This window comes from Bradyrhizobium shewense, from assembly GCF_900094605.1.
In the GTDB taxonomy this organism is placed as follows: domain Bacteria; phylum Pseudomonadota; class Alphaproteobacteria; order Rhizobiales; family Xanthobacteraceae; genus Bradyrhizobium; species Bradyrhizobium shewense.
This window is the reverse complement of sequence record NZ_FMAI01000001.1, coordinates 640513-658316: the sequence shown is the minus strand read 5'-3', so window position 1 is coordinate 658316 and position 17804 is coordinate 640513. Positions and strand designations below refer to the sequence as shown.

General features: G+C 63.0%; 16 protein-coding genes. 12 read left to right on the top strand and 4 right to left on the bottom strand.

Annotated elements, in window-relative coordinates; all coding sequences use genetic code 11:
• Positions 1–25 precede the first annotated feature (25 nt).
• Together GA0061098_RS02800 and GA0061098_RS02795 are read left to right on the top strand one after the other, a co-directional pair.
• Positions 26–1447 (top strand): efflux RND transporter periplasmic adaptor subunit, encoded by a 1422-nt coding sequence (locus tag GA0061098_RS02800; protein WP_091953169.1) that lies wholly within the window; start codon positions 26–28, stop codon positions 1445–1447.
• Positions 1444–4632: an efflux RND transporter permease subunit gene (locus GA0061098_RS02795; RefSeq protein WP_091953167.1), complete on the top strand. Its 3189-nt coding sequence runs from the start codon at positions 1444–1446 to the stop codon at positions 4630–4632. Before GA0061098_RS02800 ends, GA0061098_RS02795 begins: the two co-directional genes overlap by 4 nt.
• A 36-nt stretch (positions 4633–4668) precedes the next feature.
• Here GA0061098_RS02795 and GA0061098_RS02790 read toward each other — a convergent pair whose 3' ends face one another.
• A complete protein-coding gene (locus GA0061098_RS02790) occupies positions 4669–5745 on the bottom strand; it encodes a Cj0069 family protein (protein WP_091953165.1) in 1077 nt (358 codons plus the stop codon).
• Between the two features lie 417 nt (positions 5746–6162).
• Between GA0061098_RS02790 and GA0061098_RS02785 the strand changes: the two genes are divergently transcribed.
• A complete protein-coding gene (locus GA0061098_RS02785) occupies positions 6163–6396 on the top strand; it encodes a PepSY domain-containing protein (protein ID WP_091953163.1) in 234 nt (77 codons plus the stop codon).
• Positions 6397–6436: 40 nt separating this feature from the next.
• On the top strand, positions 6437–7324 hold the full coding sequence (locus tag GA0061098_RS02780; protein ID WP_091953161.1) for a DUF1259 domain-containing protein: 888 nt from the start codon (positions 6437–6439) through the stop codon (positions 7322–7324).
• A gap of 31 nt (positions 7325–7355) precedes the next feature.
• Here the strand turns inward: GA0061098_RS02780 and GA0061098_RS02775 are convergent, their stop codons facing one another.
• Complete coding sequence (locus GA0061098_RS02775; RefSeq protein WP_091953158.1) at positions 7356–7763, bottom strand: GFA family protein; 408 nt, start codon at positions 7761–7763, stop codon at positions 7356–7358.
• 276 nt (positions 7764–8039) lie between these two features.
• Between GA0061098_RS02775 and GA0061098_RS02770 the strand changes: the two genes are divergently transcribed.
• Positions 8040–8465: a hypothetical protein gene (locus GA0061098_RS02770; RefSeq protein WP_091953155.1), complete on the top strand. Its 426-nt coding sequence runs from the start codon at positions 8040–8042 to the stop codon at positions 8463–8465.
• A gap of 134 nt (positions 8466–8599) precedes the next feature.
• On the opposite strand, the gene GA0061098_RS02765 is transcribed toward GA0061098_RS02770, so the two are convergent.
• A complete protein-coding gene (locus GA0061098_RS02765; protein ID WP_091953153.1) occupies positions 8600–9313 on the bottom strand; it encodes a Crp/Fnr family transcriptional regulator in 714 nt (237 codons plus the stop codon).
• A 642-nt stretch (positions 9314–9955) separates the two neighbouring features.
• Here GA0061098_RS02765 and GA0061098_RS02760 point away from each other — a divergent pair.
• Together GA0061098_RS02760 and GA0061098_RS02755 are read left to right on the top strand one after the other, a co-directional pair.
• Positions 9956–10423, top strand: a complete 468-nt coding sequence (locus GA0061098_RS02760; RefSeq protein ID WP_245323141.1) for a phasin family protein — start codon at positions 9956–9958, stop codon at positions 10421–10423.
• Positions 10424–10630: 207 nt separating this feature from the next.
• On the top strand, positions 10631–10846 hold the full coding sequence (locus tag GA0061098_RS02755; RefSeq protein ID WP_091953148.1) for a hypothetical protein: 216 nt from the start codon (positions 10631–10633) through the stop codon (positions 10844–10846).
• 563 nt (positions 10847–11409) lie between these two features.
• Here the strand turns inward: GA0061098_RS02755 and GA0061098_RS02740 are convergent.
• Positions 11410–12417, bottom strand: coding sequence for a LysR family transcriptional regulator (locus GA0061098_RS02740; RefSeq protein ID WP_091953146.1), 1008 nt, complete (start codon positions 12415–12417; stop codon positions 11410–11412).
• A 233-nt stretch (positions 12418–12650) separates the two neighbouring features.
• On the opposite strand from GA0061098_RS02740, the gene purU reads away from it, so the two are divergent.
• The 5 genes from purU (at position 12651) to GA0061098_RS02715 (ending at position 17803) form a co-directional block, all read left to right on the top strand.
• The gene (purU, locus tag GA0061098_RS02735) at positions 12651–13523 is read left to right on the top strand and encodes a formyltetrahydrofolate deformylase (protein ID WP_091953143.1); all 873 of its coding nucleotides are present in this window, start codon (positions 12651–12653) and stop codon (positions 13521–13523) included.
• Between the two features lie 16 nt (positions 13524–13539).
• Entirely contained in the window at positions 13540–14820 is a 1281-nt protein-coding gene (locus GA0061098_RS02730; protein WP_245323140.1) for a glycine cleavage T C-terminal barrel domain-containing protein, read from the top strand.
• Between the two features lie 7 nt (positions 14821–14827).
• Entirely contained in the window at positions 14828–15736 is a 909-nt protein-coding gene (locus GA0061098_RS02725) for a bifunctional 5,10-methylenetetrahydrofolate dehydrogenase/5,10-methenyltetrahydrofolate cyclohydrolase (protein WP_091953916.1), read from the top strand.
• Complete coding sequence (locus GA0061098_RS02720; RefSeq protein WP_091953140.1) at positions 15649–17208, top strand: MFS transporter; 1560 nt, start codon at positions 15649–15651, stop codon at positions 17206–17208. Before GA0061098_RS02725 ends, GA0061098_RS02720 begins: the two co-directional genes overlap by 88 nt.
• Positions 17209–17383: 175 nt before the next feature.
• A complete protein-coding gene (locus GA0061098_RS02715) occupies positions 17384–17803 on the top strand; it encodes a CopG family transcriptional regulator (RefSeq protein WP_091953913.1) in 420 nt (139 codons plus the stop codon).
• Position 17804 lies beyond the last annotated feature (1 nt).

Below are 17804 nucleotides of genomic sequence, written 5' to 3'. Positions count from 1 at the left end.
CGCGCCGGGCGCGCGAAGGCACACCATGAAGACGCTACGTCTCCTGACAACTCTCGCGCTGGCCGGTGGCTTGGCTATGGGCGCGTACTGGTCCTCGCACGACGGGCGCTGGTCCGTTCATGCCGAGGCGACCCCGGCTCCGGCCCGGGCGGATCGGACTCCGCTCTACTATCGCGATCCCAGCGACGCGCCGCTCTGGTCCGCTGGTCCGAAGCAGGACGACCGCGGCCGGGATTATCTGCCGGTCTACGAGGACGATCAGGTGACTGCAGTGGCACCAAAGCCACCGCAGGCGGCTTCATCGCGAAAAATCCTCTACTACCGCAATCCCATGGGCCTGCCCGACACCTCGCCGGTGCCGAAGAAGGACCCGATGGGGATGAACTACGTCCCCGTCTACGAAGGTGACGAGGTCGACGACGGCACGGTGAAGCTGTCGCCGGGCAAAATCCAGCGCAGCGGCGTCAAGTCCGAGCCCGCCCGGCGGCGCGCGATCCGCGTCGCGGTGAAGGCGCCCGGCACGATCCAGCTCGACGAGCGCCGCGTCTCTGTCATCGCGATGCGCGCCGAAAGCTTCGTGCAGAAAGTCGCAGACGTCACCACCGGCACGCGCGTGAAGGCGGGCCAACCGCTGATGGAGATCTACAGTTCGGCGGTGGCATCCGCCGCCGCGGAATATCTGGCAACGATCACCTCGAAGACGGTGGGCGGCGTCGAGATGTACGGCCGCGGCTCGCGGCAGCGGCTGGTCAATCTCGACGTGCCCGAGCAGGTCATCGCCGAGATGGAGCGAACGCGCGTTGCGCCTGTCACCGTGCATTGGTCGGCGCCACGCGACGGCATCGTGCTCGAGCGCAACGCGATCGAAGGCATGCGCGCCAATCCCGGCGACGTGCTGTTCCGGATCGCGGACATCTCGCTGGTCTGGGCGTTGGCCGACGTCGCCGAGCGCGATCTCGGCAATGTCGCGGTGGGGCAATCGGTGGCGGTGCGCGCGCGGAGCTTTCCCGGCCGCATCTTCAGCGCCCACATCGCCGTGGTCTATCCGCAGGTGAACCGCGACACAAGGACGGTCCGCGTCAGGATCGAGCTCGCCAATCCCGACGCCGCGCTGCTGCCGGACATGTATGTCGATGCCGAGATCGACACGGCCGATAGCGCGCCCGTGCTGGCGATCCAGGATAGTTCGGTACTCGACACCGGCACGCGGCAGGCCGTTCTCGTCGACAAGGGGGAAGGGCGCTTCGAGCCGCGTGAGGTGAAGCTCGGCCGGCGCGGCGGCGGCTACATCGAGGTGCGGGACGGGCTTGCCGACGGCGAGGCGGTGGTCACATCCGCCAACTTCCTGATCGATGCGGAAAGCAATCTGAAGGCCGCGCTCAAGGGTTTTGCGGAGGGAGCGCCTCAGGCGTCCGATGCGGGCCATGCGACGGGAGAGCACAAATGATCGCCCGCATCATCGCCTGGTCGGCGCGCAATTTGCTGCTGGTGCTGTTCGGCACCGGCTTTGCGGCCGCCGCCGGTCTCTATGCGCTGATTCACCTGCCGCTGGACGCGATCCCGGATCTCTCCGATACCCAGGTCATCGTCTACACCGAATATCCCGGTCAGGCGCCGCAGGTGATCGAGGACCAGGTCACCTATCCCTTGACGACGGCGATGCTGACCGTGCCGAAATCGAAAGTGGTGCGCGGCTTCTCCTTCTTCGGCGCCTCGTTCGTCTACGTGATCTTCGAGGACGGCACCGACATCTATTGGGCGCGCTCGCGCGTCCTGGAATTTTTGAACGGCGCGGCTTCGCGGCTCCCCGCCGGCGTCACCCCGACCATCGGTCCCGACGCCACCGGCGTCGGCTGGGTCTACCAGTATGCGGTTCTGTCGAAGGAATTGAACTTGGCGGACACCCGCACGATCCAGGACTGGAATCTGAAGTTCGCACTGGCCAAGGCCGAAGGCGTCGCCGAGGTCGCCAGCATCGGCGGCTTCGTCAAGCAGTACAACGTGGTGCTCGATCCGCAGCGGATGCGCGATCGCGGCATCAGCATGCAAAAAATTCGTGAGGCGATCCGCGCCAGCAACGCCGACGTCGGCGGACGCACCGTCGAGCTCGCCGAGTTCGAATACGTCATTCGCGGCAAGGGCTACATCAAGAGCATCAACGATCTCGGCAACATCGTGCTGAAGACGAGCAACGGCACGCCGGTGCTGCTCCGCGACGTCGCCAATGTCGAGCTCGGACCGGACGAGCGCAGGGGCATCACCGAGCTGAATGGCGAGGGCGAGGTCGCAAGCGGCATCGTGCTGCAGCGCTTCGGCGTCAATGCGCTCGACGTCATCGAGAACGTCAAGAAGCGCTTCAAGGAGATCGCGAGCAGCCTGCCGAAATCGGTCGAGATCGTGCCGGTCTACGATCGCTCCAACCTGATCTACGCGGCCATCGACACACTCAAGCACACGCTGTTCGAGGAGAGCATCGTCGTCGCGCTGGTCTGCATCGTGTTCCTGCTGCACGTCCGCAGCGCGCTGGTCGCGATCCTGATGCTGCCGGTCGGCGTGCTGATGGCGTTCGGCGCCATGAAGCTGCTCGGCCTCGGCTCCAACATCATGAGCCTGGGTGGCATCGCGATTGCGATCGGCGCCATGGTGGATGCCGCGATCGTCATGATCGAGAATGCCCACAAGCACCTCGAGCGGGCAAGGCCCGATCAGTCCCGTGTTCAGGTCCTGATCGATGCCGCGTCCGAGGTCGGCCCCGCGCTGTTCTTCAGCCTGCTGATCATCACCGTGTCGTTCATGCCGATCTTCACGCTGGAATCGCAGGAGGGGCGGCTGTTCAGCCCGCTGGCGTTCACCAAGACGTTCTCGATGGCCGCTGCGGCCCTCTTGTCCGTCACGCTTGTGCCCGCGCTGATGGTGATCTTCGTCCGCGGCCGAATCGTGCCGGAGAGCAAAAATGTCATCAATCGTTTCCTGATCTGGATCTACCGGCCCGTGATCAAGGGCGTGCTTCGCGCCAAGACGCTGGTGATCCTGGCCTCGGTCGCAGTCCTTGCTGTCACGACATGGCCGGCGCGGCAGCTCGGCACCGAGTTCATGCCGGCGCTGAACGAGGGCACGCTGCTCTACATGCCGACAACGCTGCCCGGCATCTCCGTGACCAAGGCGGCCGAGCTGATGCAGATTCAGGACCGCATCATCAAGTCGTTCCCCGAAGTCGCCTCCGTCTACGGCAAGGCGGGACGGGCGGCGACCGCGACCGATCCGGCGCCGACCGAAATGTTCGAGACGGTGGTGAATCTGAAGCCGAAGGAGCAGTGGCGGCCCGGCGTCACCATCGACAGTCTGATCGCGGAGATGGACAAGGCGCTGCAGTTTCCCGGCGTCTCCAACGCCTGGACCATGCCGATCAAGGCGCGCATCGACATGCTCTCCACCGGTATCCGCACGCCTGTCGGCGTCAAGGTCATGGGCACCGACCTCGTCGAGATCGACCGGCTGGCGCGGCAGGTCGAGCGGGTGATCAAGTCCGTCCCGGGTACGTCGTCGGCCTACGCCGAGCGCGGCATCGGCGGCTACTATCTCGAGATCGTCCCGGACCGCGAGGCGCTCGCCCGCTACGGCATTCTGATCCAGGACGTTCAGGACACCATCGCCGCCGCGCTCGGCGGCCAGACGGTCACGACGACCGTGGAGGGACGGCAGCGCTTCACGGTGAACATGCGCTATCCGCGTGATCTGCGCGACAATCCCAAGGCGATCGCTGGCGATATCCTGGTGCCGATGCCCGCGGGCGGCGCCGTGCCGCTCGGCGAGGTGGCGAAGGTCGAGCCGGCGCGCGGGCCGACCTCGATCCGGACCGAGAACGGCCAGCTGGCGACCTACATCTATGTCGACATCCGCGATCGCGACATCGGCAGCTACGTCGCGGATGCGCAACGCGCGGTGACGGAGAGCATCCCATTTCCAGCCGGCACCTATGTCGTCTGGAGCGGCCAGTACGAATATCTCCAGCGCGCGGCGGCGCGCCTGAAGATCGTCGTGCCCGTGACGCTCACGATCATCTTCCTGCTGCTGTATCTGAACTTCAGGGCGCTGACCGAGACGCTGATCGTGATGCTGTCGCTGCCGTTTGCGCTGGTCGGCGGCATCTGGATGATGTGGTGGTTCGGCTTCAACCTGTCTGTCGCCGTCGCCGTCGGCTTCATCGCGCTTGCAGGCGTCGCCGCCGAGACCGGCGTCGTGATGCTGATCTACCTCGATCACGCGCTGGCCGAGATGAAGGCCAGGCGCAGTGCCGCGGGCGGCATCTTTACCCGGCGCGATCTCCATGACGCCATCATGGTGGGCGCGGTCGAGCGTGTCCGGCCCAAGATGATGACGGTGGTCGCCATCATGGCGGGCCTGCTGCCGATCATGTGGAGCACCGGCGCCGGATCGGAGATCATGCAGCGCATCGCGCTGCCGATGATCGGCGGGATGATCTCCTCGACACTGCTGACGCTGATCGTGATCCCCGCGATCTTCGGGCTGGTGAAGGGGCGGGGGCTGCCTGATGGCGAGCAACCGGCGCTCGCCGACCAGCCTGCCGTTGAAACGGAGAACGGCATGCGCGCTCCGCAAGCGGCCGAATAGGATCGCGAGACGTCGTCCGGCTTCCCGGGCCTTGTCTCAGCCGGACCGTGTCTCCTGGCTCCGCAGCAGGCGGTGCGTCACCGTTCGTGCGATCGCCGCCGGCGCCTCCTCGGGTATCGCAAAGCAGGAGCTGGCGTTGATCTCGCACAGCACGTAGGTGTCGGCGCCCGCCGCATCGCGCGGCCCGTACAGGAAATCCGCATCCCAGATCACCGGCAGTGACAATGCATCGATGCCGAGCGTTTCCATCATCTGCGGCGTCCATTCATCCTCCATCGACCTTCGCAGCGCCCGGAACGGCGGGGCATCAGGGCCGTGCATGATCCGCGGTCCGGGCTGCGCCGCAGGCGCGTCAGGGCCTTCCGGCGGCGGCGGGATCAGGGCCTTGATCAATTGGTGCCCAAAGCCCGCGACCCTGGCGCCGCTCATGTAGCAGCGGATCATCCCGTCGGGCAGGCGAGGTTGAAACGCCTGGTCGATGATGCAGCCGCCCCAGCCGAAATACGGCGCGCAGCGCGCCACCAGGTCGTCGAACCTGATGTCCTCGGGCCGGCTTCCGCGCTGGGCATGGAGTACACGAACCGTCTCGTTCGTGTTCGGAAGCGCTTCGACCTTCCAGACGCCCTGGCCGCCATTGCCGCGATTTTGCTTGAGCACGCGAGGGCCGTCCGCCTGAAGGCGCGAGGGAAATTCGGCGCGGAACGCCGCGGCGGTGTCATAGCGATGCGTGTCGGTCCCCCAGCCGAGGTGACGCGTTCGGTAAAGCACCTCCTTGACGCCCATCTTCAGGATCACGTCGGGGTGGGCGCTCACCCAGGGACCTCGCGCCGCGACGTCGCGCAACAGGGCATCGAGCTCGGCGCGCGTCTTGCCCTGGTGGATCGGATCGACCCAGACTAGCACGCCCTCGGCCGCGAGCAGTTGATCGCGGACTGCGTCGGCAAAGCTCTCGTCGTAGATCACGGGGTGCGCGTCGATGCCGACGGCGGCGAGGGTCTCGAAGACGCGGACGAAGCGGCTGTTTTGCGGCGTTGCATCGCGGCGCGCGGCAGCGTCTCCGCGCGAGAGGATGGCGAGTGTTTGGCGGGGGGATGGGTGTCGTTCGGTGTCCATGCGCAAGCTCCACGACTGGCGTGCTGCGCAGAGCTTGGACCGGGGTCTCACGGGGAGTCTGCTTCGTCCCCACGTGACGAACCCTAATGAGATCGTCCGGTCGTTTCAAGATGCCGGTTGGCGCAGTTCCGTTCCGAGTGAACTCTTCGTGACGCGCCTCGGCCATGCGCCGGTTGACAGCTGGGCCACCCGGGTTTCTATTCGTTGCGACGGGGATTTGCGATCTCCCCGCGAGGCGACATGCCCAAGCATCGCGTCCTGATCACCAAGGGCGCAGCATGTCATCATTTCCCAATCTCATCAGACAAATCGTGATTTTTCACTCGTGCGCGGCGGCCGCGCCGAAGCGCGTTGGCATCATCTCGTCGCGCCGCGCCGAACGACTTCACCTGGGGCAGGAGACGCCAGGAGAATGTCATGCGGACAAAGGTCATCCTTCACACAATCCTCTTTCTGGCGATCGCCAGCGGGCTGCCGGGCGCACGCGCTCTGACACAGGAGGAGGTCGTCGCCAAAATCCAGGCGGCCGGCTACACGCAGGTCAGCGACATCAAATCGACCGCCGAGGGCACGACCGCAAAGGCCGTGAAGAACGGCAAGGACGTGCGGCTCGTCGTCGACAGCACCGGCCAGATCAAGGAGCAGAAGTGAGACACTGAACGGCTGAAATCCAAGCTTAGGGAGCAGGTCAATGCGAAAGACAATTTTGGCACTGATCGGCGCCAGTGCCTGCTTCATCGCGAGCGCTCATGCGCAGGATCCCGACTGGAAGAAGGTCGATGAGACGCTGGGCCGCAAGCCCGCCGTTGCGGATGATGTCCACCGCTACGGCTTTCCCCGCACCGATCTCACCGTGACCTTGGACGGGGTGACGATCAAGCCCGCGCTGGCGCTCGGCGGCTGGCTCGCGTTCAAGCCCGCGCACGGCGGTGCCATGGTCATGGGCGACCTCGTGCTCCTCGAGACCGAGATCAATCCCGTGATGGCGAAGATGATCGCGAGCGGTCTGGAGATCACCGCCGTGCACAATCATCTGCTGCGCGCGAGCCCGGCGACGTTTTACATGCACGTCGCCGGACACGGCGATCCCGTCAAGCTGGCCTCGGCGATCCATGATGCGCTGGCCGAAAGCAAGACTCCCTTGACGGTCGCGGCGCCGGCGGGCCCGCCGCCTGCCATCGACCTCGACACCGCAAAGCTCGATCAGGTCATCGGCGTCAAGGGGCAGGCCAACGGCGGCGTCTACCAGTTCAACGTCAAGCGGCGCGACCCGATCACGGAGGACGGCATGCTGCTCACCCCTGTCGGTGCGATGGGCGTTGCGATCGCCATCAACTTCCAGCCGACCGGAGCAGGCAAGGCCGCCATCACCGGCGATTTCGTCCTGACCAGCGACGAGGTGAACCCGGTCATCGTGGCGCTGCGCACGCACGGCATCGAGGTGACGGCGCTGCACAGCCACATGCTGGACGAGCAGCCGCGCCTGTTCTTCATGCACTTCTGGGCCAACGACGACGCGATCAAGCTGGCGAATGGCCTGCGTGCCGCGCTCGACAAGACCGCAAGCACGAAGAGCTGATGCGAGGCTATGCCGGCATCGCCTCTCGCCGCTACGGCTGGGGAGGATAGCGCTCGAACGTCGGCAGTTCGTGCGCATGCTCCATCCAGCGAAGCCGCTCGGCGACCTGGATGTGCATCGTCGCCGGCACGGCCTCGGGATCATCGTAGGTCGCGCTCTGGATGTCGATGACCCCTGGCAGCATGTCGGCATTGATATAGAACAGGCCGGTGCCGCAATGGCCGCAAAAGTGCCGCCGGCCATGTTCCGAGGAATTGTAGATCTTCGGCTCGCCCTTGGTCACCTTGAGAGCGCTCTCCGGATACATCGTCCAGCCGACGATCGGAGCGCCGGCGTGGAGCCGGCAATCGCGGCAATGGCACAGCGCATGCACGATCACGTCGCCCTCGACCTCGTAACGGATTGCGCCGCAGTGACAGCCGCCGGTGATGGTGCTCATGCGTTCCTCCGATGAAGGGCGGGTTTCGTGGATCGATAACTCGCGAGACGCGCGGCTTCAACGGCGCAAACGATTTGAAGTTGCGTCCTACTGTCGCCTGACAGCTGCTGCCATGCCAAGCCTTCGGTGCCACGCTAAGCCTTGGGTGCTGCGGCTTCGCGAGGGGATCTGCAGCGTCAGTTTTCCACACCCACGACCCGCAGTATCGAATTGCGGATCCAACCTACTAGCGATCGATAATTTGCCAGCCCCATCGGGCGCAGCTTTGATGACGGCATGAGCACCAAATCACGCGAGGTCATCTGGAGCGGCCGGATTCTGGGTGCGGAAATTTCGGCCAAGCACGCACGCGAAGAGGCCAAAAAGGCCGTTCGCGAGGCCGACCGCGCTGAAGCCGAAGCCTGGTCGGTACGCATGGAAGGTTACGGCGGCCCCTCGCAGCCCTCGCCGACGATCGGCCAATGCCTCAACGGCGGCATGGGCTGGCTCGAGGTCGAGTGCAACAGGTGCAAGGCGCGTGCGAGCCTGCCGCTCGACGCAATCCGCCGTCCCCGCGATACGCCGATCTGGAAGCTGGAAGCCTCGCTCAAGTGCCGGTCATGCCGAAAGGGACGTTCCGCGCCGCCCGTCCACATGATCAAGCTGACCGCAACGCAAAGCATCACGCCCTACAAATGGGTGCATCCGACCGAGGAGAGATAGTCAGACGCTGCGACGACAACAGCCCGCGCGGCTTGTCGACCTCTGGCCTGTCTATTCTCGCTTTGGCGTCGGCACTTCGGGCTAAACCGGTCATCGTCACGGTCAAATGTGCCTCGGCAGAACCAAACGCGAGTTCAGGCTGGATCGATAGAAAAGATATCGTCGACTTCGAGACGCATGGTGTCGCGGCATTCGCACGCCGCCGCTGCGAGCCGCGATGGGTCGATCTCGATTTCGCCTCGCCGTTCAGATCTGATCGCTCCGGAAGCACGCAGATTGCGCATCAGGAGCGTCACCGTCGTCCGTCGCACACCCAGTATTTGCGAAAGCGTCTCCTGGGTGAGCGGGAGGACGTCGTGGTCGACGCGGTCGTGAAGATGGAGCAGCCAGCGTGCCATGCGGGCTTGGACCGGATGCAGCGCATTGCAGGCTCCGCCGATTTGTAGCTGTATCAGCATCGCCTTGAAGTGAAGCTGGACAGCGTGGCGGATCGCGGGGCTACGGCTAAAAGCCGCGTGGAATCGCGATACGGGAATCCGCGAGGCGGTGCCGGCGGCATGAACGATGGCGGTAACGGCCGCAGGGGACGGCCCCAGCACGGAAAGGGTGCCTACTGCTCCCTCGCGCCCTATCGCAACGCTGGCGACCGTCTGCCCGTTCGCCATGTCGATCATCACCGAAATGGCCCCACTATGAGGGAAGAGGACGTGCTCGGTCTGGTCCCCCGTCCGTGAGATGACCGCGTCGCGATCGAGCGCGACCATCTCCAGCTCGGATGCTAGCAGACCGAGATCTGCCACCGGTAGGGCTGCGAGAAGTCGGTTACCAATTCCGCTGGGATGCGTCACCGTAGCCCACCGCGAACCGCATTTCGAGCGGCATAGGACGGCAAACTCGAACTTTGTTTGAAACCGCGTACGCTTCGCGCTCCGAAATCCAATTCAGCCGCGGAAGCTCTCAATTTCAAAAATAAAACTCCGAACACACGCGCCGCTGAGGCGACGTTTTGTCTTACGCCATCATTCAGGACTTAGATTCAAGCGCTATGTGGCACAATTGCAAAATGCGTATGGGTAACACCATAGGGGTTCCAATTCCGGAGCGCGGGGCAGGCGGCTTGAGGCTTGCGAGCTACCATCGCCGGCAACGTCGCGTGATGTCCGTTCTTGCGCAAACGTAGCGCACCCCAACTCAGCTAGCGCGGGGCTCCTTTGCAATGCTTGCGCTAAGGAAGGAACTTCCCGCCCCTTGCGATATCCCTGTTATGCACCGTTACTCCCCGACATACCTTCGTCTGTGTTGACAATCCCAAAAAAAGTTTGAGCGAGAGTCACAAACCGAACCGACTTCCCGCTTCTCGCAGCACAAAGTCGTGCCGGGTCGGGGCTAGATCAAGGCTCATCCAAAATCTGATCGAACACAGAGCGTGAGCTCTCGTGACGCAAGCGCGCGTTGCGAGGAATGCTTTCGCTTGAGAAAGGAAATGTTGCGTGACTGAAAGCCAAACGAAACTGCCGCCGAACGGAACGAACGTTTTCGGGATGCCATGGTTGGATTTCTCGAAGGTCGTGTTGCCCGGCGTGGGGCGCGAGCTTGCCGAGCAGGGCCTCGCCCGCGCACGGGAAGGCTGCGAGAAGATCAAGGCCGCATCGGAAGAGATGACGCAGACGCTGCGTGAGACCTATTCGAGCAATGCGAGATGCACGACCGACTACGGGCTCAAGGTGTTCGAAATCTCAAACGCCAATGCCGCTTCTGCGCTCGATTTCTTCGTCCATCTCTTCGGCAGCAAGTCCGCGACCGATGCCTATACATTGTCGGCGGCGCACGCGCGCAAGGCTTTCGACACCGCCTCAGACCAGAACAGGGAATTATGGGCGCTTGCACAGAAGGTCGCGACGGAAACAGGTGAGCCGATCAGGAAGCATTTCACCAGGGTCCTCCACCCAGGCGGCTAAAAGCGCGTTCAATTTCACACTCGGATTCGCTTGAAGAGCAGATCCGGCTGGTTGGAACACGCCCAACTGAGCGAGCACGCCCCACTGCCCCATGCTCGACCAACAAGGTGCGCGATGCCTCTAGGCCCCGCACGACGAGAGGCGCATTCCAACCGGCCGGTACTTTTCTGCAAACTACAACAAAGACAAATCGCAAGGGAGGGCAACATGGGAATGGTCATGGTCAAATGTCCACAAACCGGACACGCGATTCCCACCGGCATCAAGACTGATCGCGAGAGCTTTGGACGCCGCGCGGTGTTTTTCTCCCGCACCCGGTGTCCGATCTGCCGCACCGATCACGCGTGGTTCGCGAGGGAAGCCTGGGTCGACGAGCCGGGCATCCGCACCGCGAACTGGCGTCTGGCACCGGAATATGGATGAAATGGTCGCCGGCGCCGCTCATTGAAAGGCACCGCGTCAAAGACGACATGACGCATGAGTTGGGCCTGGCGGACCACAGCTCAGGACTTGATCTTTCCAGCAGCGTTAAATGCCAAGACCGCGTTCACTACATTTTCCCCGCTGATGTACGAGATCATGTCCCACCGTGCGAAGACTAAAGATCGTCCAGCTCGGCAGCGGGGTGTTTCCGCATACGAGCGGCCCAGTCTGCTCGGAGGCCTTCTCTGCCGGTGATAGTCAGTCGTCACAACCGCAGTAGACCATTGCATCTTCGGCGTACATTTCGAGTATCGCCTCGATATCGCCGGCACGGTAGGCATCGATACGCCGATCTGGAAGCTGGAAGCCTCGCTCAAATGCCGGTCATGCCAAAAGGGACGTTCCGCGCCGCCCGCCCACATGATCAAGCTGACGGCCACGCGAAGCATCACGCCTTACAAATTCATGCACCGCGGCACCATCGTCGAGGAAAACGCGACCGAAGCCGCCGGTACGCGCCGACTGGCGCGGTTTCCTCCAAATGGTGAACTCTTCGTGACGCGTTACCGCCGCCGTGACGCGGTCGTTGTCGCAGCCCGCCCGGCGGTGGGTGCCGCGGCTTTGGCGCGCGACTTGGCATAATCGGCCGACATCGCCAGCGCGGGGTCGCGGTCCCGGAGCTCCTCGGCCACGATTGTTTGAAGCCAGCGCACAGCGGGTTCGTTGTCCATCCGCCGGTGCCAGTGCTGCTTCAACTCGATGAGAGGTATCGAGACCGGCGGGGGTAGCAGCTTCAGCCCGGCGTTCGCGTACCAGGCCCCGAGCGAGAACGGCACGGTGGAGATCATGTCGCTCGTCGCAATCAATTGCGGCACGCTCATGAAATGCGGCAGGTGCAGCACGACGCGGCGTTGCAGCTTGAGCTCGCGAACGCGCCTTTCGAAGATCTCCTGACTGCGACCCTGCTGGTTTACGACGATATGGTCCGCAGCGAGAAACTGTTCGAGCGAGAGGGTGTCACCAATCGTTGGATGGTCCTTTCGGACGATGCTGGTGAAGGGATGATCGAACAGGTCCTCTGTCACGATGTTCGGACCGACGAGGTCCGGAAAATAGCCTATCGCCAGATCGATCTCGCCGCTTTCGAGCGCGTCTTCCAGATCCTCGTGCGACGTCGGCAGGCACCGCAAGCTCGCTCCGGGTGCCATGGTGCGAATGCGTTGGAGGATCGGCGGGATGAAAATCAGGACGCCAATATCCGAGGTTGTGACCGTGAACACGCGGTCGCTCTCTTCCGGCACGAAACGCGGCTTGCGGAGTATCTGCTGATCGACGGTGGACAGCACTGTCCGCACGGCTTCCGCGATTGATTCCGCGAAGGGCGTTGGCCGCATGCCGCGCCCGGTCGAGAGAAACAGGGGATCGTCAAAGAAATCCCGCAGCTTTCGCAGACCCGTGCTGGCCATCGGCTGGCTCATTCCGAGCTCACGGGAGAGCGCCGACAGGTTCTGGGTGCGGAAGAGCCCGTCGAGCAGCAGAAGAAGGTTCAGGTCGAGCCGTCTGATATCCATCACATTGATAGCTTGTATTGAATAATACCGGATTTTCAATGACGGCTTTATGCGCGATGGTCTCCGCAACGCCCCCGCAGGGGCGACTTTGGGAGTGAAATCAAAGCCGTAGGTCGCCGGCCGTGCAGGCTGGTCCGGTCCCCTTCCTCAGTCAGCCTCTCACCTTTCCACATCCGCTCACCACGTCGGTGCGTCGGAGCACGACCGCGCGTGGCGCGAGGAATCGTCCGTAGATGCAGTCTGAAATTGCTGGAAGCTCTCAATACATCCTGACCCTGTCATGCCGCGATGTGCCCGGGATCGTGGCCGACGTTTCGCGCTGTCTGTTCGAGAACGGCGGCAACATCATCGAGGCGGCGCAGGTCGACGAGATCATGAGCGAACGCTTCTTCATGAGGGTCGGTGTCACACTGTCGGAAGGGGGCGCGCAGAAGGCGCGAGCAGGCCTTGAGGTCATCGCCCGGAGGTTCGGCATGGAGTGGAAGCTCCGATCCCAGGCCGAACGCAAGCGCGTGCTCCTGTTCGTCTCCAAATTCGATCACTGCCTGGGCGATCTCCTCTATCGCCACAGGCTCGGCGAGCTCCAGATGGACGTCGTCGGGATCGTTTCCAACCATCCGCGTTCGGCCCTTGCCGTCAGCCTCGTCGGCGACATCCCTTTCCATCACCTTCCGGTTACGAAGGAAACCAAGATGGAGCAGGAAGCGCAGATCAAGGCGCTTGTCGCGACGACGAATGCCGATCTCGTTGTTCTCGCGCGCTACATGCAGATCCTCTCGGATGATCTCTCGCGCCATCTCCATGGCCGTTGCATCAACATCCACCATAGCTTTCTGCCGGGGTTCAAGGGCGCAAAGCCCTATCATCAGGCGCACGCGCGCGGCGTGAAGCTCATCGGAGCCACCGCGCACTTCGCGACGAGCGATCTGGACGAAGGTCCGATCATCGAACAGGACGTCGAACGCGTCAGCCACCGCGATACGCCGGACGATCTGGTCCGGAAGGGGCGCGACATCGAACGGCGCGTCCTCTCGCGCGCGGTCCACCTCTTCCTCGAGGACCGCGTCATCATCAACGGCGATCGAACGATCGTCTTCTCTAATTGAGAAACGGAGCACGACAATGTTGACCCCCAAGGGCATGCGCAAGACACCCGAAGGCTATTTCACCTCGCGTTGGGGCCTTCCCGAATACACCGACTGGATCGACGAGAGCATGTCGTGGAAGGAGACCTGCGCGATCGGCGACTGGTCGTTCCTCTGGGAACGGCGCTTCAAGGGACCCGATGCCCTGAAGCTTTTCTCGGATACTTCCGTCAACAGCTTCCAGAAGTTCGACATCCGTCAGTCCAAGCACGTCGTCCATACGACAAAGCAGGGAAAGGTCATCGCCGAGGGCATCCTCACGCGGTTGTCCGAAGACGAGTTCATGTTGTTCGGGCGCGGCACATTCTGGGTCGACTACATCCGCCGGCACGGCGACTACAAGGTGACGTCCGCAGCCGATGATTGGTTCAATTTCCAGGTCCAGGGGCCGACATCGCTCGCGCTCCTTGAAAAGGTCGCGAAGCAGTCGCTGCGAGACGTCAAGTTCATGCATTCGGGCGAGATCGAGATTGCCGGCTGCAAGATGCTCGCGCTGCGACAGGGCATGTCTGGCGAGATCGGCTTCGAGCTTCAGGGGCCTATGGGGCAGGCAGCGGCCGTCTACGATGCCATCGTCGCTGCCGGCCAGGAGTTCGGCCTGCGCCGGATCGGCGGCCGCGCGATCTTCATCAACCATCTCGAGGCCTGCTTCCCGACCATCGTCACCGACTACATGCCCGCGATCTTCGACGAGGACATGAAGGAGTATCAGGATGAATTCCGCGCAGCGATGCCGGGGTTCGCCTCGACCTTCAACATCGCAGGCAGCTTCCAGTCGGACGACGTCCGTGACTGGTACCGGAGCCCGGTCGAGCTTGGCTGGGCCAAGAACATCAAGTTCGATCATGAGTTCATCGGACGCGCGGCGCTCGAGGACGAAGTTGCCCATCCAAAGCGCGTGATCCGCACGCTCGTCTGGAACGGAGACGACGTGGCCGACGTTCACGCCTCCCTCTTTCAGAAGGAGCACGAGCCGTACCAGTACATGGAGATGCCTCGCGACCAGCGCGGCTTCATGTACGCAGACCGCGTGCTGAGTGGCGGAAAGGACGTCGGCGTGACGACGTCGCGGGGATACAGTTACTTCTTCCGCGAAATGTTGTCGCTCTGCACCATCGACGTCGATCATTCCGAGATTGGCAATGAGGTCGACGTGGTCTGGGGCGAGCCCGGACGTCGGCAAAAGCAGATCCGCGCGAAGGTGGCGCCGGCGCCCTACAAGAAGGACAACCGGCGCGCTGATCTCTCCAAGGTCTGACATGCCCATGTCCGCGCGCATCATCGATGGAAGGGCGCTCGCTGCCGAGGTTCGGAATGAAGTGGCCAAAGGCGTCGCCGCCCTGGTTGCCGGCGGCGCGGCGGTCCCGGAGTTGGCCGTCGTGCTGATCGGCGACGACCCCGCCAGCCACGTCTATGTCTCGAACAAGGTGCGGCAGACCGAAGCTGTTGGCATGCGATCACGCCGGTTCGTGCTCGCTGCGGACACGCCGGAGCGGTTGTTGCTCGACTTGATCGAGCAGTTGAACCGCGATCCCGCGGTGAGCGGGATATTGGTTCAGTTTCCGTTGCCCCCTCAGATCGATGCCGCGCGCGTCGTGACGGCTATCCGGCCCGACAAGGATGTCGATGGATTCAATCCGTTGAACGTGGGGCGGACGGCCGCCGGAATGGAAGGCGCCTTGGTTCCGTGCACGCCTCTAGGCATCCTGCGTTTGATCAAATCGGTGCACGACGACATCGCCGGCTTCGGAGCACTGGTCGTGGGAGCATCGAACGTCGTAGGCCGGCCGATGGCGCGGCTGCTGTTGCAAGAGATGTGCACGGTCTCCATCGCGCACGTTCGGACCACCGATCTGGAACGGCGCTGCAGGGAAGCCGACATCCTCGTTGTCGCAACCGGCGTCCCAGGCTTGATCCGCGGTCATTTCATCAAGCCGGGCGCAACGGTCATCGACGTCGGCATCACTCGCATCAAGTCCGGTTCAGGAGCCGAGAGGCTTGTCGGCGATGTCGCTTTCGACGAGGCGATTGAGGTCGCCGGCGCGATCACGCCTGTCCCGGGTGGCGTCGGGCCGATGACCATCGCGTGTCTGCTCGCCAACACGTTGGGCGCGGCCCGAATGGAAGCCGCCCGGTCGAAGGCGAAAGAGGCGAATGTGACGACGGCTGTCTGACTGGAGCCCCAGACGAACGTGCCTGGCGGGAATTGGGCGGCCGAGTTGCGGCCGCCCGAGCAGAGATATTCGAAAGCGTTTACAAAAGGGGGAGAACGAACGTGACGACACAGGTCCTGGACACACCGCAGCAGCGGGTTATCGACATCGGTTCACTCGCAGAGGAGGGGACGTGGAACGCCTCGCGAAAGCAGGTGCTGCTTCTCTGCGCTCTCGCTATCGTCCTCGACGGTCTGGACAATCAAATTCTCGGCTTCGCCATACCATCGATGATCAAGGAGTGGAGCGTCACGCGCGGCGATCTCGCTCCGGCCCTCGCGTTGGGCTTCGTGGGCATGACGATCGGCACGCCGATCGGGGGCGTCGTCGGCGACTGGCTCGGACGCAAGGTTGCCCTCATCGCATCCGTCTTCCTGTTTGGTGCGGCGACCTTTGCGATTGCGGTTGCTCATGGTGTCGGCGAGGTCGGCTTGTATCGTTTCCTGGCGGGCCTTGGACTTGGCGGTGCCCTTCCGGCGGCGACCGCGCTGATCGCAGAATTCACGCCTAGGCGAAATCGCAGTCTTTCCGTGATGCTGGGCATTGTCTGCATCCCCATCGGAGGCATGATTGGTGGCCTGATCGCCGCTCAGCTGCAGCCCGAATATGGTTGGCGCATGCTCTTCGTGGTCAGCGGCGTGTTGCCGGTGATCGTCGCCGCGATCCTGATGTTCGCACTGCCGGAATCGCCGCAATATCTATTGGCGCGTGGCGCTGACATGGAAAAGGTGGCGAAATCCGTTCGGATCCTGGACGAGGCCGCTGCCGCTTCCAAAGCCTTCATCGACCGGCGCGACGTCGGTGTCGAACGTGCTTCGCTCACCGCACTGTTCATTGCCGGATTTCGTCGTACGACGACGGCGCTCTGGATCGCGTTCTTCTTCTGTTTGTTGCCGGTCTACGTCCTCTACGCGTGGGCTCCCACTCTCTTGACCGGCAAGGGTTTTGACGTGCAGACGGCGAGCTTCGGTCTGGCACTGTTCAATTTCGGGGGCGTCGGTGGCTGCATCGTCACCGGTTGGGCGATCGGCAGGTATGGGACGCGCGTTGCGATCCTGACTGTTGCCGGCGCGGCGACCATCGGCGCAGTGATCCTGGCATCGATACCGATATCGACCGAAACCCAGCCGTTGCTCATGGCTCTCTTGTGCATCGAAGGCTTCTGTCTGCTCGGCGCGCAAGGCTCTCTCTATGCGCTGGCGGCCCACATCTATCCGACCAACGTCCGGTCGACCGGTGTCGGTGCGGCAGCCGGCTTCGGCCGAGCGGGGGCTATTGTCAGCGCGTATATCGGCACATTCGCACTCAACTACGGTGCGACCGTGTTCTTCGCCGTCATCGCGTTCTGCGTCGCGATTACGTTCATCGCGGTGGCGGTCATCGATATGCATCAGGCCGCGATGAAAGCCGAAACGGCGAGTTCCGGCATCTGAGGAGATGCATCCGCTACTGCATGGGGTTGTTTTCGCGCTTTTGTTTTGCGAACGCCTAAGCAGCCCCGCTCAGCGCCGGCCGCGCGGGGTTTCGCTACGCCCTTGAAAGACGTCTTGAAGTATCCAAATAACATCCATATACCATCCAATGGGATGGTAAGAATGGATGTTAGCTATGGCCGATAATGTGCGCGAGCTGCGACCCAAGGCCCCCGACACCGAGAAGATCACGATCAACCTTGGCTATGTCGACCTCGGTCATGTCGATCTCATGGTGCAGGAAGGGTTCTATTCGAATCGGACCGATTTCATCCGGACAGCAATCCGGAACCAGCTCGAGCGCCACGTAGAGGTCGTCAGACAATCCACGGCCCGGAAGAACCTGGACCTCGGGCTGCGCAACTACACTCGCGAGGATCTCGAAGCGGCGCGGCGCGCCGGCGAAATGCTGCAGATCAATGTTTTGGGCTTAGCCACCATCGCCCAGGACGTCACTCCCGAGTTGGCTCGCGCCACAATCGCGTCGATCTCGGTGCTGGGGGCCCTTCACGCCACTCCCGCGGTCAAGGCCGCTCTCGCCGACAGAACGAGGTGAA

What these genes read in the sequence shown, in the direction of transcription:
- GA0061098_RS02800 (WP_091953169.1), top strand. Translation starts at nt 26, where the DNA reads ATGAAGACGCTACGTCTCCTGACAACTCTCGCGCTGGCCGGTGGCTTG.
- GA0061098_RS02795 (WP_091953167.1), top strand. Translation starts at nt 1,444, where the DNA reads ATGATCGCCCGCATCATCGCCTGGTCGGCGCGCAATTTGCTGCTGGTG.
- GA0061098_RS02790 (WP_091953165.1), bottom strand. Translation starts at nt 5,745, where the DNA reads ATGGACACCGAACGACACCCATCCCCCCGCCAAACACTCGCCATCCTC.
- GA0061098_RS02785 (WP_091953163.1), top strand. Translation starts at nt 6,163, where the DNA reads ATGCGGACAAAGGTCATCCTTCACACAATCCTCTTTCTGGCGATCGCC.
- GA0061098_RS02780 (WP_091953161.1), top strand. Translation starts at nt 6,437, where the DNA reads ATGCGAAAGACAATTTTGGCACTGATCGGCGCCAGTGCCTGCTTCATC.
- GA0061098_RS02775 (WP_091953158.1), bottom strand. Translation starts at nt 7,763, where the DNA reads ATGAGCACCATCACCGGCGGCTGTCACTGCGGCGCAATCCGTTACGAG.
- GA0061098_RS02770 (WP_091953155.1), top strand. Translation starts at nt 8,040, where the DNA reads ATGAGCACCAAATCACGCGAGGTCATCTGGAGCGGCCGGATTCTGGGT.
- GA0061098_RS02755 (WP_091953148.1), top strand. Translation starts at nt 10,631, where the DNA reads ATGGGAATGGTCATGGTCAAATGTCCACAAACCGGACACGCGATTCCC.
- GA0061098_RS02740 (WP_091953146.1), bottom strand. Translation starts at nt 12,417, where the DNA reads ATGGATATCAGACGGCTCGACCTGAACCTTCTTCTGCTGCTCGACGGG.
- purU (WP_091953143.1), top strand. Translation starts at nt 12,651, where the DNA reads ATGCAGTCTGAAATTGCTGGAAGCTCTCAATACATCCTGACCCTGTCA.
- GA0061098_RS02730 (WP_245323140.1), top strand. Translation starts at nt 13,540, where the DNA reads ATGTTGACCCCCAAGGGCATGCGCAAGACACCCGAAGGCTATTTCACC.
- GA0061098_RS02725 (WP_091953916.1), top strand. Translation starts at nt 14,828, where the DNA reads ATGTCCGCGCGCATCATCGATGGAAGGGCGCTCGCTGCCGAGGTTCGG.
- GA0061098_RS02715 (WP_091953913.1), top strand. Translation starts at nt 17,384, where the DNA reads ATGGCCGATAATGTGCGCGAGCTGCGACCCAAGGCCCCCGACACCGAG.